The organism is Mesorhizobium bavaricum (assembly GCF_056781655.1).
This window is the reverse complement of sequence record NZ_CM165566.1, coordinates 355,469-376,769: the sequence shown is the minus strand read 5'-3', so window position 1 is coordinate 376,769 and position 21,301 is coordinate 355,469. Positions and strand designations below refer to the sequence as shown.

General features: G+C 63.4%; 18 protein-coding genes. 8 read left to right on the top strand and 10 right to left on the bottom strand.

Features of this window, described 5'->3' with window-relative positions; translation table 11 throughout:
• Positions 1-8: 8 nt before the first annotated feature.
• Complete coding sequence (locus tag AC1RZR_RS01855) at positions 9-1,595, bottom strand: trimethylamine methyltransferase family protein (protein ID WP_481827473.1); 1,587 nt, start codon at positions 1,593-1,595, stop codon at positions 9-11.
• A gap of 188 nt (positions 1,596-1,783) precedes the next feature.
• Positions 1,784-3,277 (bottom strand): MocR-like pyridoxine biosynthesis transcription factor PdxR, encoded by a 1,494-nt coding sequence (gene pdxR, locus AC1RZR_RS01850; RefSeq protein WP_481827472.1) that lies wholly within the window; start codon positions 3,275-3,277, stop codon positions 1,784-1,786.
• A gap of 346 nt (positions 3,278-3,623) precedes the next feature.
• Here pdxR and pgi point away from each other — a divergent pair, with 346 nt between their 5' ends.
• Both pgi and AC1RZR_RS01840 read left to right on the top strand, forming a co-directional pair.
• Positions 3,624-5,267, top strand: a complete 1,644-nt coding sequence (gene pgi / locus AC1RZR_RS01845) for a glucose-6-phosphate isomerase (protein ID WP_481827471.1) — start codon at positions 3,624-3,626, stop codon at positions 5,265-5,267.
• 5 nt (positions 5,268-5,272) lie between these two features.
• On the top strand, positions 5,273-5,995 hold the full coding sequence (locus AC1RZR_RS01840) for an HAD family hydrolase (RefSeq protein ID WP_477272529.1): 723 nt from the start codon (positions 5,273-5,275) through the stop codon (positions 5,993-5,995).
• On the opposite strand, the gene AC1RZR_RS01835 is transcribed toward AC1RZR_RS01840, so the two are convergent.
• Together AC1RZR_RS01835 and AC1RZR_RS01830 are read right to left on the bottom strand one after the other, a co-directional pair.
• Positions 5,992-6,729: a class I SAM-dependent methyltransferase gene (locus tag AC1RZR_RS01835; protein WP_481827470.1), complete on the bottom strand. Its 738-nt coding sequence runs from the start codon at positions 6,727-6,729 to the stop codon at positions 5,992-5,994. The genes AC1RZR_RS01840 and AC1RZR_RS01835 overlap by 4 nt on opposite strands.
• Entirely contained in the window at positions 6,726-8,720 is a 1,995-nt protein-coding gene (locus tag AC1RZR_RS01830; RefSeq protein ID WP_481827469.1) for a long-chain fatty acid--CoA ligase, read from the bottom strand. The genes AC1RZR_RS01835 and AC1RZR_RS01830 overlap by 4 nt, the downstream gene beginning before the upstream one ends.
• 455 nt (positions 8,721-9,175) lie before the next feature.
• On the opposite strand from AC1RZR_RS01830, the gene AC1RZR_RS01825 reads away from it, so the two are divergent.
• Genes AC1RZR_RS01825 through AC1RZR_RS01805 form a run of 5 tightly spaced genes read left to right on the top strand, consistent with a single transcriptional unit; the run spans position 9,176 to position 14,414 of the window.
• Positions 9,176-10,774 (top strand): ABC transporter substrate-binding protein, encoded by a 1,599-nt coding sequence (locus tag AC1RZR_RS01825; protein ID WP_477272535.1) that lies wholly within the window; start codon positions 9,176-9,178, stop codon positions 10,772-10,774.
• 43 nt (positions 10,775-10,817) lie between these two features.
• The gene (locus tag AC1RZR_RS01820) at positions 10,818-11,825 is read left to right on the top strand and encodes an ABC transporter permease subunit (protein WP_477272537.1); all 1,008 of its coding nucleotides are present in this window, start codon (positions 10,818-10,820) and stop codon (positions 11,823-11,825) included.
• Entirely contained in the window at positions 11,825-12,736 is a 912-nt protein-coding gene (locus tag AC1RZR_RS01815) for an ABC transporter permease subunit (protein WP_477272539.1), read from the top strand. The genes AC1RZR_RS01820 and AC1RZR_RS01815 overlap by 1 nt, the downstream gene beginning before the upstream one ends.
• Positions 12,736-13,587 carry an ABC transporter ATP-binding protein gene (locus AC1RZR_RS01810; RefSeq protein WP_481827468.1) on the top strand — a complete coding sequence of 284 codons (852 nt, stop codon included), beginning with the start codon at positions 12,736-12,738 and terminating at the stop codon, positions 13,585-13,587. Before AC1RZR_RS01815 ends, AC1RZR_RS01810 begins: the two co-directional genes overlap by 1 nt.
• A complete protein-coding gene (locus AC1RZR_RS01805; protein WP_477272543.1) occupies positions 13,584-14,414 on the top strand; it encodes a dipeptide ABC transporter ATP-binding protein in 831 nt (276 codons plus the stop codon). The genes AC1RZR_RS01810 and AC1RZR_RS01805 overlap by 4 nt, the downstream gene beginning before the upstream one ends.
• A gap of 34 nt (positions 14,415-14,448) precedes the next feature.
• On the opposite strand, the gene AC1RZR_RS01800 is transcribed toward AC1RZR_RS01805, so the two are convergent.
• The 5 genes from AC1RZR_RS01800 to AC1RZR_RS01780 form a co-directional block, all read right to left on the bottom strand.
• Entirely contained in the window at positions 14,449-15,723 is a 1,275-nt protein-coding gene (locus tag AC1RZR_RS01800) for a cysteine desulfurase-like protein (protein ID WP_481827467.1), read from the bottom strand.
• Positions 15,724-15,768: 45 nt separating this feature from the next.
• Entirely contained in the window at positions 15,769-16,443 is a 675-nt protein-coding gene (locus AC1RZR_RS01795; protein ID WP_481827466.1) for an amino acid ABC transporter permease, read from the bottom strand.
• A gap of 161 nt (positions 16,444-16,604) precedes the next feature.
• Positions 16,605-17,402 carry an ABC transporter substrate-binding protein gene (locus AC1RZR_RS01790; protein WP_481827465.1) on the bottom strand — a complete coding sequence of 266 codons (798 nt, stop codon included), beginning with the start codon at positions 17,400-17,402 and terminating at the stop codon, positions 16,605-16,607.
• A 73-nt stretch (positions 17,403-17,475) separates the two neighbouring features.
• Complete coding sequence (locus AC1RZR_RS01785) at positions 17,476-18,666, bottom strand: pyridoxal phosphate-dependent aminotransferase (protein ID WP_481828995.1); 1,191 nt, start codon at positions 18,664-18,666, stop codon at positions 17,476-17,478.
• Positions 18,667-18,850: 184 nt separating this feature from the next.
• The gene (locus tag AC1RZR_RS01780; protein ID WP_481827464.1) at positions 18,851-19,627 is read right to left on the bottom strand and encodes an HpcH/HpaI aldolase family protein; all 777 of its coding nucleotides are present in this window, start codon (positions 19,625-19,627) and stop codon (positions 18,851-18,853) included.
• A 123-nt stretch (positions 19,628-19,750) separates the two neighbouring features.
• Between AC1RZR_RS01780 and AC1RZR_RS01775 the strand changes: the two genes are divergently transcribed.
• On the top strand, positions 19,751-20,842 hold the full coding sequence (locus AC1RZR_RS01775) for an LLM class flavin-dependent oxidoreductase (protein WP_477272552.1): 1,092 nt from the start codon (positions 19,751-19,753) through the stop codon (positions 20,840-20,842).
• A 23-nt stretch (positions 20,843-20,865) separates the two neighbouring features.
• Here AC1RZR_RS01775 and AC1RZR_RS01770 read toward each other — a convergent pair whose 3' ends face one another.
• The gene (locus tag AC1RZR_RS01770) at positions 20,866-21,261 is read right to left on the bottom strand and encodes a RidA family protein (RefSeq protein ID WP_477272554.1); all 396 of its coding nucleotides are present in this window, start codon (positions 21,259-21,261) and stop codon (positions 20,866-20,868) included.
• Positions 21,262-21,301: the final 40 nt, after the last annotated feature.

Genomic DNA, 21,301 nt, shown 5'->3' with positions numbered 1-21,301 from the left:
GCGAGGGTCTACCCGCCCATGCTGCCGCGTGGCAGCTTGATCATCTCGCCAAACCGGGCGCGCAGTCTGTCGTCGATCAGTTTCGGCACATGGCGCGGAAAGCGCTCGGCAAGCACGCGTTTCTTCTCGATGATCGCCCGCTGCAGGATGTCGGGTCGGCCCTTCTCGTTCCATTCCTTGGGCGAAAAGCGGTCGCCGACGGCCGGATAGAAATACTCGGTCTGCATCAGCCGCAGCGTCTGCTCGTTGCCGAGATAATGGCCCGGACCCTTCAGGCAGACATCGGCGATGGTGTCGATCGACAGCGCCTCGTCCGTCACCTCGATGCCTCGCACGCAGCGCAGGCAGTGGCCAAGCATGTCGTTGTCGATGATCAGGCTTTCCAGGCAGAAACCGAGCAGTGAGGCGTGCATGCCGGCCGATTCGTAGACCAGGTTGAGCCCAGCAAGGCCGGCCATCACATCGGTGATGCCTTTTTCATAGCCGGACTGGATATCGGGCAGTTTCGAATCGGTCATGCCGGCGGCCGAGCCACCCGGCAGGTCGTAGAATTGCGCCATCTGTGCGCAGGCCGCGGTCAGCACCGCCTGCTCGGCCGACCCGCCCGACATGGCGCCGGTCCTGAGATCCGAAACGAACGGCCAGGTGCCGAAGATCGCCGGATGCCCCGGCTTGATGGCATTGACATAGACGAGCCCGACCAGCACCTCGGCCACTGCTTGCACCACGGCACCTGCAATCGCTGCCGGTGCCGTGGCACCCGCCTGTCCGGCCGACAGCAAGAGGATCGGGATGCCGCCTTCGACGCAGGCTTCGAGCACGCCGCAGGCGTCCTCGGCGAACTTCATCGGCGGCACGACGAAACAGTTGGAGTTTGAGACGAACGGCCGGGCGCGGAAATTCTCCTCGCCACCGGCGATGGCATAGAGCATTTCGAGCGCCGGCTGCACGTTCTCGCGCACGGTGAACGAGGTGCCGACATGCTTGGAAGTTCCCATCACGCAGGCATAGAGCGTGTTGAAATCCATATCGAGCGGATCGGGAATGTCGCGCGGCACCATCGGCCGCTGGAAGAAATGGATGTTGTCGAGCCCCTCGACGAGGCGGGCGGCGTCATAGATGTCCTGCAGCAGCGACTCGCGATACTCGCGCTTTTCGACATCGACCAGATGCACGGCGGCACCCGCCGTGCCGTAGTGCACGCGCTTGCCCTTGATCAGCATGTCGTGCTTGGGGTCCTGGCCGTGCAGGGTGAAATGCCGGGCGGCTTTCTTGATCGTGTCGAGCACGACAGCCCGGGGGAAGCGGATGCGGCCATCGTCGCCATAGCTGGCGCCGGCCTTGGTCAACGCGTCGATGCAGGAGGGAATGGCATTGGCGAAGCCAACCGTTTCCAGGAGCGTCAGCACCGCCTCGTGGATGCGTTCCTGGTCGTTCTCGGTCAGCGGTCCGTAGCTGCCGCCTTCGAGACCGGCGCGCACCGGTTTGATGTCGTCGGCCAACGGTGCGGCCCGCATGGCGCGGCGCGCTTCGCGCCCGCCGGAGCGGCGCGAACGCTGATCCGCCGCCGCTTCCTGCTTTTCAAGAACTGACATGGAGACACTCCACCTTTCCGAGAAGCAGGGCGGCGGTTGGTCCACCATCGGCTGCTTCTTCCCCTTTGTGCCCCGACTATGCCGCCGGCATTGGCCCAGCCTATGAGCCAGACGGTCCGGTCGCATATGCCAGAGCTATGGAGCCGGAGCCAGGCTGTGTGGCTCCGGTCTGGGGATCGGGCGATGGATCAGGCGGCGGCCGGCCTGCGGCCGGCGGCGGTGGCCAGTTCGCGGATGCCGGGCTCGATGTGCTGCAACGCGATCGAGGAAATGCCCAGCCGCATGAAACGCGAAGACTTTTCGGTGCGATCGAAGAAGCGGTCGCCCGGCTCGATGATGACGCTGCGCGAGGCGGCGGCCTCGGCCAGTCCGCGTGCATCGGTGCCGCGCGGCCCTTCGAGCCACAGCGACGTGCCGCCGGCCGAATCGGTCGAACGCCATTCCGGCAGAAAAGCGGAAATCGCATGGACCAGGCGCTTGCGCCGCTCGTCGAAGGCGCTCGACAGCCGCCGCACCAGTGCCTCGTGATGGCCGAGCGACAGGAACAGCGCGACGGCGCGCTGGTTGTTGGCCGGCGGATGACGCAGCATGAACCGGCGCAGTGCCCGCAGTTCCGAGATCAGTCCGGCCGAAGCGACGATGTAGCCGAGCCGCAGGCCCGGAGCCAGCGTCTTCGACATCGAGCCGACATAGACGACACGGCCGGAGCGGTCGAGGCTCTTCAGCGCCTGCTGCGGCGCCTCGTCGAGAAGCTGGCTGTCATAGCCGTCTTCGATGATGATCTGGTTGTAGCGGTTGGCCCGCGCCAGGAGATCCTGCCGCCGTTCCGCCGACAACGGCACCATGGTCGGGCAATGATGGCTGGGCGTGACGAAGACGAAACCGGAATCATTGGGAATAGAAGCGGTTACGATGCCGGACTGGTCGACCGGCACCGGCTGTATGTCGGCGCCCGCAAGGCGGAAGATCGAGCGCGCGTCGGGGTAGCCGGGGTCCTCCATCGCCACCTTGGAGCCCTTGCTCATCAGCAGCGTCGCCAGCATGTAGAGTGCGTTCTGGGCGCCCAGCGTGACGATGATCTCGTCGGGATTGGCGAAGATGCCGCGCCGCGGCAACAGCCGCGCCTGGATCTGCTCGATCAGCAGCGGATCGTCGCGATCGACCATGTCGGACGCCCAGTTGCGGATTTCGAGCACGGCAAGCGCCATGCGGTTGCACTCGCGCCATTCGGCGGTCGGGAACAACGCCGGATCAAACTGGCCGTAGACGAAGGGGTAGGACGACTTGATCCAGTTCTCGTGCTTGGCCGGCGGCGGCATGTCGCTGGCGGCGATCTTGCGGCGTGCCTTCCAGTCGATCTCGTTGGCCTGGTCGGGCGCCTTCTGGTGCGGCTTGGCCGGTGTCGCCAGCACGTCGGGATTGACGAAATGACCACGCCGCTCGCGTGCCACCAGGAATCCCTGGTCGACGAGCTGCTGGAAGGCCAGCACGACGGTTCCGCGCGCCACGCCGAGTTTTTCGGCCAGGATCCGGCACGAGGGAAGCGGCATCGAAGCGGCGATCTGCCGGTCCAGAATGGCGGCCACGATGGCTTGGCGGATCTGCGCCTGCAGGGTCTGGCCGGATTCAGCCGAAATCCGGAACAGGCCGGACCATATCGCCGTGTCGTTTCGCTGTGGCATGGGAAATGTTCCTCGATGGCCAGCTTATTTCGCTTGGCTGGACCAGTCGAATGTAACGGTGGCACAAGGGGTTGCGCCAATCAATTTTTCTGATCGTTGGGATTTATGCCAGTGATCCTTCGGCCGAAATCAGGCGCTGCGCCCTCGCTGCGTGACACATTGTGTAACCACCCCGTGACGCACCTGCGTCATCGCAGCGTGACGTTCCGTCATCGACGCGTGACGATTCGCGTCATCTCCCCGTATTGACCGCACGGAATTCGGCTCAATAGTTTTGGCGCGACGACACGCGCCGGAAACATCCGGTCTGATATGGTGCGTCGAAAACGTCAGGAGTCGCCCGCCAGTGGATCAGTCAGCATTCCAGAAACAGCTTGCCGCCTTACGCGTTCATCGCGCGGCGGCCCCAGCCAGCATGCGCCAGGGCTTCGCCGCCGATCCGCAGCGGTTCGAGAAATTCTCCGCCACCGACGGTGACCTTCTGCTCGACTGGTCGAAATGCGCGGTCGATGCGGTCACCATGGAATTGCTGGAGAAGCTGGCCAAGGCCGCCGATCTCGAAAGCCGCCGGGCGGCGATGTTCGCCGGCAAGAAGATCAACCTCACCGAAGACCGTGCCGTGCTGCACACAGCGCTGCGCAACCTGACCGGCAACGGCGTCACGGTCGATGGCCAGGACGTCAAGGCCGACGTCATTGCCGTGCTCGACGCGATGGGCGCCTTTGCCGATGCCGTGCGCTCCGGCAAGGCGGCCGGCGCCACCGGCAAGAAGATCACCGACATCGTCAACATCGGCATCGGCGGTTCCGATCTCGGCCCGGCCATGGCAACGCTGGCGTTGGCGCCCTATCACGACGGGCCGCGCGCGCATTATGTCTCCAACATCGACGGCGCCCATATCCACGACACGCTGAAAGGGCTCTCGGCCGAAACCACGCTTTTCATCATCGCCTCCAAGACCTTCACCACCGTCGAGACGATGACCAATGCCGAGACGGCGCGCAAATGGGTGCAGGAAGAACTCGGCAAGGAAGCGGTTGGCAAGCATTTTGCCGCTGTCTCGACCGCGCTCGATTTGGTGGCGAAGTTCGGGATCGAATCGGATCGCGTCTTCGGCTTCTGGGACTGGGTCGGCGGCCGCTATTCGCTCTGGGGTGCGATCGGCCTGCCGGTGATGATCGCGGTCGGCCCGCGGAATTTTCGCGCCTTCCTCGATGGCGCGCACGAGATGGACGAGCATTTCCGCACCGCTCCGGTGCAGGAGAACCTGCCGGCCCTTTTGGGGCTGGTCGGCTGGTGGCATCGCGTGATCTGCGAATATCCGGCGCGCGCCGTCATTCCTTACGATCAGCGCCTGTCCAGGCTGCCGGCCTATCTGCAGCAGCTTGATATGGAATCGAACGGCAAGAGCGTTACCCTCGAAGGCACGAAGGTGACAACGCCGACCGGTCCGCTGGTCTGGGGCGAGCCCGGCACCAACGGCCAGCATGCCTTTTTCCAGCTGCTGCACCAGGGCACCGATTTCATCCCGGTCGAATTCCTTGCCGCGGCCGTCGGCCACGAGCCGGAGCTCAAGCATCAGCATGATCTGCTGCTCGCCAACTGCCTAGCGCAGTCGGAAGCGTTGATGAAAGGCCGGACGCTGGAGGAGGCACGCGCCCAGATGCTGGCCAAGGGCATGAAGCCGGCCGATGTCGACAAGATCGCGCCGCACCGCGTCTTCTCCGGCAACCGACCCTCGGTGACCATCCTCTACCGCAAACTCGACCCGCGCACCTTCGGCCGGCTGATCGCGCTCTACGAGCACCGCGTCTTCGTCGAGGGAACGCTGTTCAACATCAACTCCTTCGACCAGTGGGGCGTCGAGCTAGGCAAGGAACTGGCCACCGGCCTTTTGCCTGTCGTGGAGGGCAAGGAAAGTGCCGCGAAGCGGGATGCCTCGACCGCTGGCCTGGTGGGATACATCCACCATTTGCGTGGATCGGAGTGAAGAGCTTGGCAGACATCAAGGGAATACTGTTCGACAAGGACGGGACGCTTGTCGACTTCAACGCGACATGGCTCGGCATTGCCGACTTCATGGCCATGGATGCGTCCGACGGCGATCGCTGGAAAGCCGACAGGCTGCTGGCCGCGGCCGGCTTCGATTTCGCCAACAAGCGCTTCAAGCCAGACTCGATCTTTGCGTCGGGCACCAATCTCGACGTCGTCGAATTGTGGTTCCCGCGGCTGTCCAACGAGGACCAGATGCTTGCCGTCGCTCGTTTCAACGAGATCACCTCGGTGCAGGGCTCGACAATGGCGGTGGCGTTGCCGGGCGTCGTCGAGACGCTCACCGCCCTGCACAGGAAATCCTACCGGCTTGGCGTCGCCACCAATGATTCGACCAGCGGTGCGGAAAAGACTCTGGTGACGCTCGGCGTCGCGCAGCTGTTCGACGCCGCCTATGGTTACGACGCGGTCGCCAATCCGAAGCCGGCGCCCGATACCATCCTGGCCTTTAGCGACCTCACCGGCCTGCCGCCATCGGCGATCGCAATGGTCGGCGACAACCGCCATGATCTCGAAATGGCGCGGGCCGGCGGCTGCGGGCTGGCGGTCGGTGTGCTCTCGGGGACCGGCACCCGCGAATCGCTGGCCGGGATCGCCGACGCCATCCTGGACTCGGTTGCCGACCTGCCGGGCTTCCTTGCGGCACGGGTCAAGGAAACGATCTAGCGACCGGATTTACCCATTAACCGAAAGACACCGCTCTTCGGCGCGCTGTCTTTCGCCTGGCCGAAATCCGGCACCTGGTATTCGGCAAGCAGGCGCAGCCGCGATCGCGGCAGGTAGGCGCGGCCTGGGTCGCCGACCAGAACCTCGATACCGGCATCAAGGCAGCGGTCGAGGAAAGGCATGACGCGGTCGGCGACGTCCTGTCCATAAAAGACGTCGCCGGCGGTCACGACATCGACCGCGGGCGGCGATCCGCTGGTAATATCCCGCGCCATCACCGTCATCGCGACGCCGTTCGCCGCCGCGTTGAGAGCGAGAGCGGCAACGCCGTTGCGGTCGATCTCGGCGGCGATCACCGCGCTCGCCCCGGCCTTGGCCGCGGCAATGCCGACAAGGCCGGAGCCAGCGCCAAGGTCGAGCACGCGGCGACCGGCCACGGTTTGCGGATGGTCGAGTATATGGCGCGCAAGCACCGCGCCGCCGGCCCACACATAGGCCCAGTAAGGCGGCTGCGGCTCGGGTCCATCGTCGTCCCCCTCGGCCGTGTCGTCATCCGAGTTGGAGCTTTGCTGCGGATCGGTGAGCCGCCTCAGGCCGCTCGCCGGATGGGGCGTATAGAGCCGGATCTCGGGAAGCGACGGCACCGGGCCGACGCGCATGTTCGCCCGGATGAACTCTGTCGGGTCAGGACGGCAAGGTGCGTCCACGGCCTGCAGGCCGTCGGCTGCCGTCATTCGCGCAGCGCTCTTCGCAGGATCTTGCCGACCGGCGTCTTCGGCAGTTCGGTCCGGAATTCGATATATTTGGGCCGCTTGTAGCCGGTCAGGTTCTCGCGGCAATAGGCGGTGAGCGCCTCGGCGGTCAGCGCCGGATCCTTCTTGACCACGAACAGTTTCGGCACCTCGCCCGAATGTTCGTCCGGCACGCCGATCGCCGCCACTTCGAGCACGCCCGGATGCATTGCCACCACTTCCTCGAGCTCATTCGGATAGACGTTGAAGCCCGAGACCAGGATCATGTCCTTCTTGCGGTCGACGATCTTGGTGTAGCCAAGTTCGTCCATGAAGCCCATGTCGCCGGATTTGAAGTAGCCGTCCTTGGTCATTACCTTGGCGGTCTCATCCGGCCGGTTCCAGTAGCCCGCCATCACTTGCGGCCCCCGGATGCAGATTTCGCCGACTTCGCCGAGCGGCAGATTGTTGCCGTCGTCATCGCGGATGGCGATCTCGGTCGAGGGCAGCGGCAGACCGATCGTGCCGGTGAAGCCCCCGGCGGTGAACTTGTTGGCAGTGACCACCGGCGATGTTTCCGACAGCCCGTAGCCCTCGGTCACCGGACAGCCGGTCAGCGCCTTCCAGCGTTCGGCGACGCCCTTCTGCACCGCCATGCCGCCGCCCAGCGTCAGCACCAGCGGCTTGAAGTCGAGCTTGCGGAAATCCTCATTGTTGAGCAATGCGTTGAACAGCGTGTTCAAGCCCGGAAAGATGTGGACCGGATATTTCTGCAGTTCCTTGACGAAGCCGGGAATGTCGCGCGGGTTGGGAATGAGCACATTGCGCGCACCTTGCTGCATGCCCATCAGCGCGTTCACGGTCAGCGCGAAGATATGATAGAGCGGCAGGGCGCAGATAAAGTTCGGATGCGCCGGTTTCGGCTTGATCGTATAGGCGTCTTCCATCCACTGCGCGTTCTGCACGACATTGGCCAGCACGTTGCTGTGCAGCAGCGTTGCGCCCTTCGAGACGCCCGTGGTGCCGCCTGTATATTGCAGGAAGGCGACATCGTTGGCCGCCACCTTGGCTGGCTTGAAGTCCATGCCGGCGCCGGCCTTCATGGCCGTGTTGAACTTGACATGGCCGGGCAGCGACCATGCCGGCACCATCTTCTTCACCCGGCGCACGACGAAGTTGACGATCGTGCCCTTCAGGCCGCCGAGCATGTCGCCCATCGCGGCGACCACCACATGCTTGACCGCCGTTCTGGAGATGACCGCTTGCAAGGTGTTGGCGAAGTTCTCCAGGATGACGATGGCTTGTGCGCCGGAATCCTTGAGCTGATGCTCCAGTTCGCGCGGCGTGTAGAGCGGATTGATGTTCACCACCACATAGCCGGCACGGAGCACGGCCATCATCGCCACCGGATATTGCAGCACGTTGGGCATCATCAGGGCGACGCGAGCGCCCTTTTGCAGTCCCTTCGATTGCAGATAAGCGCCGAAGGCCGCCGACAGCCGTTCGACATCGGCATAGCTGATAGACTTGTCCATGCAGGTGAAGGCGGGCTGGGCGGAAAATTGCTTGCAGGCAGCGACCAGGAAATCGCCGATCGAGCTGTAGGGCAAGGCGCCGATTTCAGCTGGTACGTTTTTCGGATAGCTCTTGAGCCACGGCTTTTCCGGCAGGCCGGCGGCAAGCGCCGTCAACGCTTTCGGCAATCGCGAGGCTGCGGCCGGCTTCGCTGCCGGTGCGACCTTCGCCGCTGCAGCCGTCGCCACCGGCTTGGCGGCGGCGGGCTTTGCCGCGGACGTCGTCTTGCCGGCAACAGGCTTGGCCGGGGCTTTGACCGCCGGCTTTGTGCTTGCCTTCACGGGTACGGTGACCGCCTTCGGCTTGGCCGCGGCGGCCTTGGCAACGGGCGCTTTCGGCTTGACTGCGGCGGCCGCTGCCTTGGGAGCCGCCTTGGCTCCCGCTTTCACCGGCGCCGTCGTCTTTGATGCTTTTGCCACCCGTTCCTCCCTCGACAGTTCTTGTTCGTCCGTGCCGCGCTCGCCTCCGAATTGACAGAGACGCCCTCCGCTGCTGCCTGGATATCATCTATGTATTGCCTCTATCGGCGGCGGTGCAAGCCTTGCCCTTGCGGCAAGGCGGTGAAAGATTTGCCGTCGAAAATCTTTCCTGTCGCCGACATTGCGAGCCGGTATCCCGCCGCACCTTTGGTGGGGCGAAGGCCGGCGCGGCATCGATATCGCCAGATTGGCGATCAATAAAAAAATGCGGTCGTTAACAATCTCGTGAATGGAAAAAACTGCTAATTTTTTCTGCCATTTAGCAAAATCGCGGATTTTTTTCCTGCTTCCCGCGGGGTAAGCAAACGGGGTGTTCCAAAGCCGGAAAAACGGTGCTTATATGCGCGCTTCGCGAGCCTGATAGAGGGGCTTGGAAGAACATCAGGGAGTGCTCAATGAAAAAGAAACTCGCTTTTGCGGCCGCGTTGCTGGCCGCAAGCGTCCTGGGCGGCATGGCCAATGCGAAGACGCTTGTCTATTGTTCGGAAGCGTCGCCGGCCAATTTTGATCCGGGTACGACGACGGGCGGCAACGACTTCGATGCCTCGTCGCGGACCGTCTATTCGCGCTTGGTCGAATTCAAGCATGGCGGTACCGAGGTCGAGCCCGGTCTCGCCGACAAGTGGGAAATCTCCGACGACGGCCTGGTCTATACCTTCCACCTGCATCCGGGCGTGAAGTTCCAGACCACCGATTTTTTCAAGCCGACCCGCGACCTGAATGCGGATGACGTGGTCTTCTCTTTCGATCGTCAGTTCAATAAGGCGAATCCTTGGAACGGTGACAAGTATCTGCCCAACCTGACCTGGGATTACTACACCGGCATGGACATGCCGAAATACGTCGCCAAGTGGGAAAAGGTCGACGACCTGACCGTCAAGCTGACGCTGACCGAGCCGAATGCACCGATGCTGGCCAATCTCGGCATGGACTTCGCCTCGATCGTGTCGAAGGAATATGCCGACCAGCTGGAGAAGTCCGGCAAGATGGCCGATTTCTCCACCAAGCCGATCGGCACCGGTCCGTTCCAGTTCGTCGATTACCAGCTGGATTCCGTCATCCGCTATGCGGCCAACCCGGACTATTTCAAGGGCAAGGAGAAGATCGACGATCTCGTCTTCGCCATCACCCCTGACGCGACCGCGCGTATCCAGAAGGTGCTTGCCGGCGAATGCGACATCGCGCCCTATCCGAATCCTGCCGACATCGGCACGATCAAGGCCAACCAGGACGTGACGCTTATGGATCAGGCCGGCCTGAACATCGGCTACATGAGCTACAACACCACCATCCCGCCACTCGACAAGCCTGAGGTGCGCCATGCGCTCAACCAGGCCATCGACCGGGAATCGCTGATCAAGTCGCTGTTCCAGGATGCGGGCGCCACGCCGGCCGTGAACCTGATCCCGCCGACCATGTGGTCGTGGGACAAGGATGTGAAGTCCGATTCCTACGATCCGGAAGCGGCCAAGAAAGTGCTGGCCGCTGCCGGGCTGACGGAAATCCAGCTTTGGGCTTCCGATCGCGTTCGTCCTTACAACCCGAACTTCCAGCGGGCCGCCGAACTGATCCAGGCCGACTGGGCCAAGGTCGGCGTCAAGGCTGAGATCGTCAACTACGAGTGGACCAAGTATCGCTCGGAGGGCAAGAAGAAGGATCGTCCCGGCGCCTTCCAGATCGGCTGGACCGGCGACAATGGCGATCCGGACAACTTCTTCGCCACCCTGTTCGCCTGCTCCGCCATCGGCGTCTCCAACTACTCGAGCTGGTGCGACAAGGACTTCGAGGACCTGATCCAGAAGGCCAAGAAGACCAGCGACCAAGCTGAACGCACCAAGCTTTACGAACAGGCGCAGGTGGTCTTCCAGAAGCAGGCTCCGGCCTTCCTGCTGGCCCACAGCCAAGTCTACGCAGTCGTGCGCAAGAATGTCAGCGGTTTCATGATGGACCCGCTCGGCATTCACCGCTTCGACGGCGTCGACAAAGCCGAATAAGAAATTGAGTGGGGCGGCGCCGTAGAGCGCCGCCCCCTTCACCATGCTCAAATATATACTCCACAGAATTGCACTTTTGATCCCGACGCTTGTCGGCATCACTATCTGTGCCTTCGCCTTCGTCAGGCTGCTGCCTGGCGATCCCATCCTTGCCATGGCCGGCGAACACGGCGTGGCGCCGGCGCGTTACGAGGAACTCAAGGAACAGTTCGGTTACAATCTGCCGATCTGGCAGCAATATGCACGCTATGTCGGCGAGGTCGTGACCGGCGATTTCGGGGTCTCGATTTCATCCAAGCGACCGGTGATGGAAGAGTTCAAGGTCCTCTTTCCCGCAACGATGGAACTGTCGTTCTTCGCCATGATTTTCGCCATGGTGCTCGGCATTCCAGCCGGCATCTTCGCGGCAGTCAAGCGTGGCTCGTGGTTCGATCAGTCGCTGATGGGCACGGCGCTCGTCGGCTATTCCATGCCGATCTTCTGGTGGGGCCTGCTGCTGATCATCTTCTTCTCCGGCTACCTCGGCTGGACACCGGTTTCGGGCCGCATCGGCCTGCAGTTCTTCTTCAAGCCGATCACCGGCTTCATGACCATTGATACCTTGCTCTATGGCAAATGGGATGCGTTCCGCTCGGCGTTGAGCCACCTGGTCCTGCCCTCGATCGTGCTCGGCACCATCCCGCTGGCTGTGATCGCCCGCCAGACGCGTTCGGCCATGCTGGAAGTTCTGGGGGAGGACTATGTCCGCACGGCGCGCGCCAAGGGCCTGTCGCCGTCGCGGGTGGTCGGCCTGCATGCGTTGCGCAATGCGCTCATCCCCGTGGTCACCACTATCGGCCTGCAGGTCGGCACACTGCTTGCCGGCGCCATCCTCACCGAAACCATCTTCGCCTGGCCGGGCATCGGCAAGTGGATGGTCGATTCCATCTTCAAGCGCGACTATGTCGTCGTGCAGTCAGGTCTGCTTTTGATCGCCCTCATCGTCATGGCCGTGAACCTCATCGTCGACGTGCTCTACGCCGTCATCAACCCGCGCATACGGGCCGCGTGATGAGCCAGTCGACTGAAGTCACCGCGCTCGCCGCCGGCAGCCCTGACCGCCTGACAGGGTTCAGGACCTTCTGGCACTATTTCTCCGTCAATCGCGGCGCCGTGATCGGCCTGTTCGTCTTCATCCTGCTGGTGCTGGCGGCGCTGTTTGCGCCGCTGCTCGCGCCCCATGCTCCCGACATTCAGGACAAGACCGCGTTTCTCAGGCCGCCGGCCTGGCAGGCCGGCGGCAGCGCGCAATATCTGCTCGGCACCGATCCGGTCGGCCGCGACATCCTTTCGCGCCTGCTCTACGGCGCGCGTTTTTCGCTGCTCATCGGCGCGGTCGTGGTCACGCTGGCACTCACCGGGGGCATCACGCTTGGTCTGCTGGCCGGCTATTTTCGCGGCTGGGTCGACGTGGCGATCATGCGCCTGATGGACCTCATCCTGGCGTTCCCGTCGCTGCTCCTGGCGCTCGTCCTGGTCACCATCCTTGGGCCAGGCCTGTTCAATGCAATGCTGGCTATTGCGCTCGTCCTGCAGCCGCATTTTGCACGGTTGGTGCGCGCTGCCGTGATGGCGGAGAAGAGCCGCGAGTATGTCGTGGCGGCAAAGGTTGCCGGCGCCGGCCATATCAGGCTGATGCTTCGCACAATCCTGCCGAATTGCCTGGGACCGCTGATCGTCCAGGGCACCTTGTCGTTCTCCAACGCCATTCTCGAAGCGGCGGCCCTCGGCTTCCTCGGCCTCGGTGCCCAGCCGCCGACACCGGAATGGGGTACGATGCTCGCTTCGGCGCGCGAATTCATCCTGCGTGCCTGGTGGGTGGTGACCTTCCCGGGCCTCGCCATTCTCATCACCGTGCTTGCCATCAATCTGATTGGCGACGGCCTGCGCGACGCGCTCGATCCGAAACTGAGGAGATCGTGATGGCGTTGCTCGATATCCAGAATCTCGTCGTCGAATTCCAGACCGCGTCAGGTCCGTTCCGGGCGGTCGACGGCGTCTCACTGCATGTCGACGAGCGCGAAGTGCTGGCCATCGTCGGTGAATCCGGCTCTGGCAAGTCGGTGTCGATGCTGGCGGTCATGGGCCTGCTGCCATGGACGGCCACGGTCACTGCTGACCGCATGAGCTTCAATGGCCGCGATCTCCTGAAGATGAGCCCGGCAGACCGCCGCAAGATCATCGGCAAGGACATGTCCATGATCTTCCAGGAACCGATGGCCAGCCTCAATCCCTGCTTCACCGTCGGCTTCCAGATCGAAGAGGTGCTGCGCTTCCACATGGGTATGGATGGCGCGCAGCGCCGGGCCCGCGCCATCGAACTCCTGACGCAGGTCGGTATTGCCGAGCCGGCGGAACGGCTGAACTCGTTCCCGCACCAGATGTCGGGCGGTCAGTGCCAGCGCGTCATGATCGCCATCGCCATCGCTTGCAATCCGAAGCTGCTGATCGCCGACGAGCCGACGACCGCGCTCGACGTCACCATCCAGAAGCAGATCCTCGATCTGTTGGTCTCGCTGCAGGCCAAATACGGCATGGGCCTGATCATGATCACCCACAATATGGGCGTGGTGGCCGAGACCGCCGACCGTGTCATCGTCCAGTACAAGGGCCGCAAGATGGAAGAGGCCGACGTGCTGTCGCTGTTCGAGTCGCCGAAGAGCAACTACACCCGCGCGCTTTTGTCGGCGCTGCCGGAGAATGCCGTCGGCGACCGGCTGCCGACCGTGTCCGACATGCTGTTCGAGCCGGCGCCCTCGGGAGCCGCCGCATGAGCATCAAGGTCGTAGAAGGCAAGAACATCGTGCGCGACTACCATATCGGTGGCGGCTTGTTCCGCGGCCAGCGCACGGTGCACGCGGTCAAGGGCGTCTCCTTCAGCGTCGACAAGGGCAAGACGCTGGCCATCGTCGGTGAAAGCGGCTGCGGCAAGTCGACGCTTGCCCGCATCATCACGCTGATCGATCCTGCAACTTCGGGTGAGCTGTTCATCGACGGCAACAAGGTCGACATCGCCAAAGACGGGCTGAGCAAGGAGATGCGCCGCAAGGTGCAGATCGTCTTCCAGAACCCCTACGGGTCGCTCAACCCGCGCCAGAAGATCGGCGACGTGCTGGGCGAACCGCTGCTGATCAACACCGGCAAGCCGGCTGAGGAACGGCGCGACCTGGCGATGAAGATGCTGAAGAAGGTTGGCCTCGGACCCGAGCACTACAACCGCTATCCGCACATGTTCTCGGGTGGCCAGCGCCAGCGCATCGCCATTGCCCGCGCGCTGATGCTCAACCCGAGCCTGCTGGTGCTCGACGAGCCGGTCTCGGCGCTCGATCTATCGGTGCAGGCGCAGGTGCTCAACCTGCTCGCCGACCTGCAGGACGAGTTCCAGCTGACCTATGTCTTCATCAGCCACGATCTGTCCGTAGTGCGCTATATCGCCGACGATGTGATGGTGATGTATTTCGGCGAAGCGGTCGAATACGGCTCGCGCGAGGAGGTCTTTGCCGATCCCAAGCACAGCTACACCCGGACGCTTTTCGCGGCGACGCCACGTGCAGACGTCGCTTCGATCAAGGCGCGGCTGGCAAAGAAGAAAGCAGCCTAACGCCGCGGCGTCAGGCTGGAGCAATTCAGCTCGCTCACGACAGCTTGGCGATGATGGCGCGCAGCGCCTCGCCGAAACGGTGGATCTCCTCGACCGTGTTGTAGTGGACCAGCGAGGCGCGGATGGCGCCACTGTCCATCGAGAGGTTGAGCCGCTTCATCAACCGCGGCGCGTACATGTGGCCATCGCGGATGCCGATCTGCATGTCGGCCATTTCCTCGACGATCCTTTGCGGTGACAGTTTGCCGATGTTGAAGCAGAAGGTCGGCACGCGTTCGGTGATGCGGGCCGCGTCGGCAACGCCGTAGATCGTCGCACCGCAATCCTTGAGCACAGCGAGCATCTCGCGTGCCAGCACCAGCTCATAGTCGCGGATGGCGCCCATGCCGGCGACGATGTTGTCGCGCCGCGAACGGTTGTTGGATGGCGCAAGATTGCGGCCGATCAGTTCGAGATACTGCACGGCCGCATCCATACCCGAGACGTTTTCGTAGATGAAGGTGCCGGCCTCGACCTTGTAGGGCGGCTCGTCGGGGATGAAGTCCTCGCGGAAGGTCGGCAGCCGCTTCAGTGTTTCGAAGCGGCCCCACAGGAAGCCCATATGCGGCGAGAAGTTCTTGTAGCCGGAGCAAACCAGATAATCGCAGTCCCAGGCCTGCACGTCGATCAGCCCGTGTGGCCCATAGTGCACGCAGTCGAGGAACACCTCGGCGCCTGCCGCGTGCGCAATCCTGGCCACGGAAGCAACGTCGACGATCGAGCCGATCGAATGCGCCGCGACCGTGCAGGCGACCAGCCGGGTCCGGTCCGAAACCAGCGGGCGCAAATCGTCGACATGCAGATTGCCGTCCTCGCGCATGCGCCACCATTTGAACTTGGCGCCGGCCTGCTCCAGCGCCAGCCAGGTGGCGATGTTGGCGTCGTGGTCCATGTCGGTGATGACGATCTCGTCGCGCTCCTGCAGCATCTGGCCGATGCCGAGGCTGACCAGGCGGATGAACGAGGTGGCGTTCATGCCGAAGCAGATTTCCGCCGGGCTATAGGCGTTGATCAGCAGCGCCACGCTTTCGCGGGCATCGGCGACCGACTGGTCCACCGTGACGCTGCGGCCATAGCGGCCGCCGCGCTGGACATTGTGTGAAACCAGATGGTTGGTCACCGCGTCGAGCACGCTCTGCGGGATCTGCGCACCGGCGGCGTTGTCCATGAAGATGAAATCGCCGGCCCGCTGCAGGGCCGGAAACATGGCGCGTATGGTGTCGACGGGGAACGCGGTGGCGTTCGCATTATCGGTGTGATGCTTGTTCAAGGTCGGCTCCTGCGAAGGGCTTGGCGGGTGGATCGGTTGGCGCGGTCAGCGCGTCTTTTCGGTCTTGAAGCGTTCTTCCAGCAGGCTGACGAGGCGGACCATCGGCCAGAGGAAGATCAGATAGACGAGCGCGGCGCCGATCAGCGGCGAGGGGTTGGCGTAGAGCGACTGCGCGTTGGTCGCTTCCTTGAGCAGCTCCGGCAACGCCACGGTGGAGGCGAGCGAGGTGTCCTTGAACATCGAGACACAGTTGCTGGTCATCGGCGGAATGACCACGCGGATCGCTTGCGGCAGCACCACCTTGCGCAAGGTCACCAGGAAGGGCAGGCCAAGCGCCTGCGACGCCTCGAACTGGCCGCGCGGAATGCTCTCGATGCCTGAGCGGAACACCTCGGCCGAGTAGGCCGACATGATGAAGGCGAAGGCAGTCACCGCGGAGGCCCAGGACGACAGGCGGATGCCGAGAAACGGCAGCGCGTAGTAGATCAGGATCAGCACGACCAGCACCGGCAGCGCGCGGAAGATGTCGGTGTAGCCGACCGCAAGCCACCGCAGCGGCTTGGGCGCATAGAGCCGCACCAGGCTGATCCCCAGGCCGATGGGGATGCCGATACCGATGCTCAATATGCCGAGCAGCAGCGTGTTCAGGAAGCCGCGCAGCAGCGCCGGCAGGCTGGACATGATGACATCGGGGTTGAAGAAGGTGTCCAGCAGCGACATGGGAGCGTTCCCGAACCGTTTTGCGTCCCGTGACGCGAGAGCAAGACCCGAACCCCGAAATCGGTTCTGCCGCATCGCCTGCGGTTCCGGGACGGATCATGAATGAAAACGAGACGTGCCGGCCTTTCGAGCCGGCACGCCTGTGTTCTGTCAGGCGCCGCTCAGGCCTTCGGCAGCGGCATTTCCTTGACGGTCGAGGAATCGGCCGGCGCATCGCTGCCGAACCACTTCTTGTGGATGGCGGCCAGCGTGCCGTCCTTCTTCATCGCGGTCAGCGCGTCGTTCAGCTTGCCGAGCAGCGGGTGGTCCTTGGTCATCATCAGGCCGTACTGTTCGCCGGTCTTGATGCGTTCCTTGACTGTCAGGTCCTTCATCTTGGTGAAGGAATACTCCATGCCCGGAATGTCGCTGACGGCCGCATCCACGCGACCGGCGCTGAGATCGAGCAGCAGGTTCTGCTGCGTGTCATAGCCCTTCACGTCGCTGAAGCCGTCGGCTTCCTGATGCGCCTTGACCCAGGTTTCGCCGGTCGAGCCGGACAGCACGCCGACGATCTTGCCCTTGAGGTCGGCCTCGGCCTTGATCGGGCTGTCGGTCTTGGTGGCGATACCCATGTCGGAATCATAATAGGGCTGCGTGAACGACTGCGACTTCAGCCGCTCCGCCGTGATGGTGATCGAGGAGATGGCGACGTCGATGCGCTTCGAGGTGGTGGCGGCGAACAGCGCCTGGAAACCGAGGTCGGCGATATCGGTGGTCATGCCGATGCGCTTGGCGGCTTCGTTGACGATGTCGACCTCAAAACCCTCGAACGTGCCGCTCTCGTTCTTGTACTCGAAGGGCGGATTGGTCGGGTAGGCGCCGACATTCAGCACATCGGCGGCATAGGCGGTGGCGGGGCCGGCGGCGATGCCGATGGCGGCGGCGAGAAGAAGCAGGTTGCGACGCGTGAAGCTCATTTGTGTTCCCTCTGTTGTTGATCGGGCGGGTTGGTCCCGCACGGTTTTTTGCCGCTCCGCCTCCGGCAGGGCGTCAATTCATGGCAGCGACCATGCGGTCGAGCGCGGTCGCTATCTCTTTGCGTTCTCGGCACACGCACATCCTGAGGAAGGCCGTTGCCGAATTTCCAAAGAGATGGCCGGGTGCCAGCCCGACGCGCGCCGTCTCCAGAATTCTGGCGCAGGCGCGTCGTGCGTCGCTCTCGCCTTCCATGGCAAAGAAGGCATACATGCCGCCGCGCGGTTTCGCAGGCAGGACGATGCCAGGTATCTGCGCCAGCCGGTCGTAGGCGAGGTCAAGGCCGGTTCTGATCCGTTGCCTGATCTCCTCGACCAGCGGTTCGCCCTGGCGGATCGCCGCGACAGCGCCGGCCTGGATCGGGGCTGCGGTGCCGCTGTTGACATATTGGGTCATGGCGCCGAGCTGGTCGGCCACTCCCGATGGATGCGTCAGCCAGCCGATCCGCCAGCCGGTCATCGCCCAGGCCTTGGAGAAGCTGTTGACCGACAGCACCCTGTCGCCATCCTCGGCGATCTGCAGGATCGAGGGAGCAACGTCGCCATCGAAATAGAGCCGGCCGTAGACCTCGTCTGAGATGATCCAGATGCCGGTGCGCCGGCTGAAGTCGAGCAGCGCGCGCATCTCCTCGGCGGATGCGGTCCAGCCGGTCGGGTTGGACGGCGTCGACAGGAAGATCGCCCGCGTGCGCGCATCGCATGTCGCGAACAGCCGGTCGAGATCGAGATGCCAGTCACCCCTGTAGTCGAGCGAAAACGGCCTTGGCTCGCCGCCGATCAGGTGGATGGCGTTGTGGATGTTGGGCCACTGCGGCGCGACATAGACGACATTGGTGCCGGTATCGACCAGCAGTTCCAGCGCCAGATACAGCGCCTGCATGCCACCGGGCGTGACCGTGGTGCGTGCGATGGGGATCGGCCGGCCATGGATGCGCGTCTGGTACTCCGAAAGCGCTTCATTCAACGGCCCGTGGCCGCGCATGTTGGGAACGTAGAATGTCAGGCCTTCGTCGAAGGCGGCCTTGGCGGCATCGCGGATGAAAGCGGGCGTCACCATGTCGCCTTCGCCGTACCAGAGCGCTATGACGTCGCCGAGTTCGCGCGCCCGGACGGCAAGGTTGGCGATGTTCTCGGTGTGTAGGTCACGAATTTGGGCGCGCACGCCATCGAAAGCATAGCGCGCGCTGGACGATGACTGGGGCAGCATGAACGACAAGGACTGAAACCCTCTCCCACCGGAGGCACCACGATGGACTGCCGGCAAGCCCGTCCGGCACCGCCGTCGCCATCGATTTTGGAATGCTTATCCAAAGTGCGGCGCTTTTCAAGGCGAAAGTTTTAAGCTTAAAAAGTTTGGTCGGCCTGTTGCCCTGTCGATACGCCTTTTCGCGCTAGCTGCGCCCGTCTCGCACCAGTTCGGCACGCGCAGCGGAGGTGCTGGCGGCAGCACCCGCACCGAGAAACATCGTATCGCTGGCCAGCACGAAGAAGGTGGCACCGATGGCTGCCCACTGGGCCGCGTCCTGCGGCTTTGCGCAGAAGATGCCTGACGTCCTGCCGTGAGCAACCGTCAGGCCGATGATCCTGCGGATCGCCTCGGTGAGCTTGTCGGCACCTTTAGGTCCGATCGCATTGATCGACACCGAAAGATCGCCGGGACCGACGAAGATCACGTCGACGCCGTCGACGGCGGCGATCGCCTCGATGTTGGCCAGCCCTTCCGATGTCTCGACCTGGACCGCGACGACGATCCTGTCATTGGCGCCGGCAAGATATTCGGGAATGCGATAGCCATAGCCGGCGGCACGGCCGGGTCCGACGCCGCGCTCGCCCTGCGGCGGATAGCGCGAGGCTTTGACGGCCATCGCCGCCTGGGCGGCGGTCGAGACGCGTGGGATCAGCACGCCTTGCGCACCGCTGTCCAGCGCTGCCTGGATGGCTTCCGGTGCATGGCCGGGAACGCGCACCATCGCCGGCACGCGATGCACGTCGGCCGCGCGCACCATGGCCTCGATCATGTCGCGCGAGATCTGGGCATGCTCCCAGTCGATGCAGAGGAAATCGAGGCCGGACTGCGCCATCACTTCGACCGCGACGGGATGGGGAATGGCCACAAAGGAACCGACGAGGTTCGCCTTACCGATGCACTTCTGGCGGAACTCGCTCATGCCCATCCCCTTTCTCGCTCTGCCGGAATCCATATCCGCAAACGGCGGTCAAGCGAAGCTATTTCAGGCTTGAAATATTTTCGCGCGGGCCTAGCGTATGCTCTCCCGCCGCGAGTTCCATTCATGATCAAAGCGCATCCCCTGCACGGCCCGAACAAGCTGAAGCTCGGCGTCTTTTCGACCAATGCCGATGGCGGGCTTGCCATCACCGAAGTGCCGGAACGTTGGACGGCGAGTTGGCAGGACAACCTGACGGCGGCGCAGATCGCCGACCGCGCCGGGCTGGAGTTCATGCTGCCGATCGCCCGCTGGCGTGGTTTCGGCGGCCGCAACAAGGTGCGCGAGTGGTCGTTCGAGACCTTCACCTGGGCGGCGGCACTTGCCGTGGCCACCGAACAGATCGGCCTGTTCATGACCGTGCACGTGCCGCTGGTGCATCCGCTCTACGCCGCCAAGGCGCTGGCGACGGTCGACCATATCAGCCAGGGCCGCGCCGGCCTCAACATCGTCTGCGGCTGGAACCCGAAGGAATTCGGCATGTTCGGCACGCCGCTGGTGGAAAAGGGCTACGACCAGGCGGCTGAATGGATCGAAATCCTCGAAAAGCTTTACGCCTCGGCCGAGCCTCTCGACTATGAGGGCACCTATTATCGCCTCAAGGAGGCGGTGAGCCGGCCGGCCAGCCTGCAAGTTCCGCGCCCGGTGACCATGAACGCCGCTTTCGGCGGGCCGGGCCGCGATTTCGCCGCAGCCAGATGCGACTATCTGTTCACGACTTTTTCGGAAATGTCTGACGCCGGCAAGCACGTCGCCGACATTCGCGAGCGCGCCGACAAGGTGGGCCGCGATGTCGGCGTCTACACGGTGGCGCATGTCGTCTGCCGCCCGACGATGGAAGAGGCGCGGGCGTACTACACGCGCTATGCCGTTGATATGGCCGACCATGATGCGGTCGATGCCCATATGGCCGGCAAGAAGGAATTCTCGCAATCGCACGACCCGCACGCCTATGACCGCTACCGGCAGCGTTTCGCCGGCGGCGCCGGCACCTATCCGCTGATCGGCACACCGGAAACGATTGCCGCCGACATGATCGCCATTGCCGGGCAGGGCTATCAAGGCATCGCGCTGTCCTTCGTCAATTACACGCAGGAGCTGCCCTATTTCTGCGATCACGTATTGCCCATTCTGAGGAAGGCTGGGCTTCGCGAATAATTTATTCCGGAGTAACCAATTGGTTATTCCGGAATGACCGCCGTGGCCTGGATCTCGACCTTGGCCCGGTCCTCGACCAGCGCCATCACCTGCATGGCCGCCATCGCCGGAAAATGCCGGCCGATGACCTCGCGATAGGCCTCGCCGATACCCCTGAGGTTGGCGAGGTATTCGGCCTTGTCGGTGAAATACCAGGTCATCGCGGTGATGTGCTGCGGCCCGGCGCCGGCCTCGCCCAGCACCGCCACGATGTTCAGAAGTGTCTGCCGCACCTGGCCGACAAAGTCGTCGGTTTCGAACTGGCACTGCCCGTTCCAGCCGACCTGTCCGCCGACGAAGACGAGCTTGCCGCGCGCCGCAACGCCATTGGCGTAGCCGACAGGTTTTGCCCAGCCTTCCGGCTGCAGGATCTCGTGCATTCTAAACCTCCCGGTAGTCCAAATCCCAATTCTCAAAAAT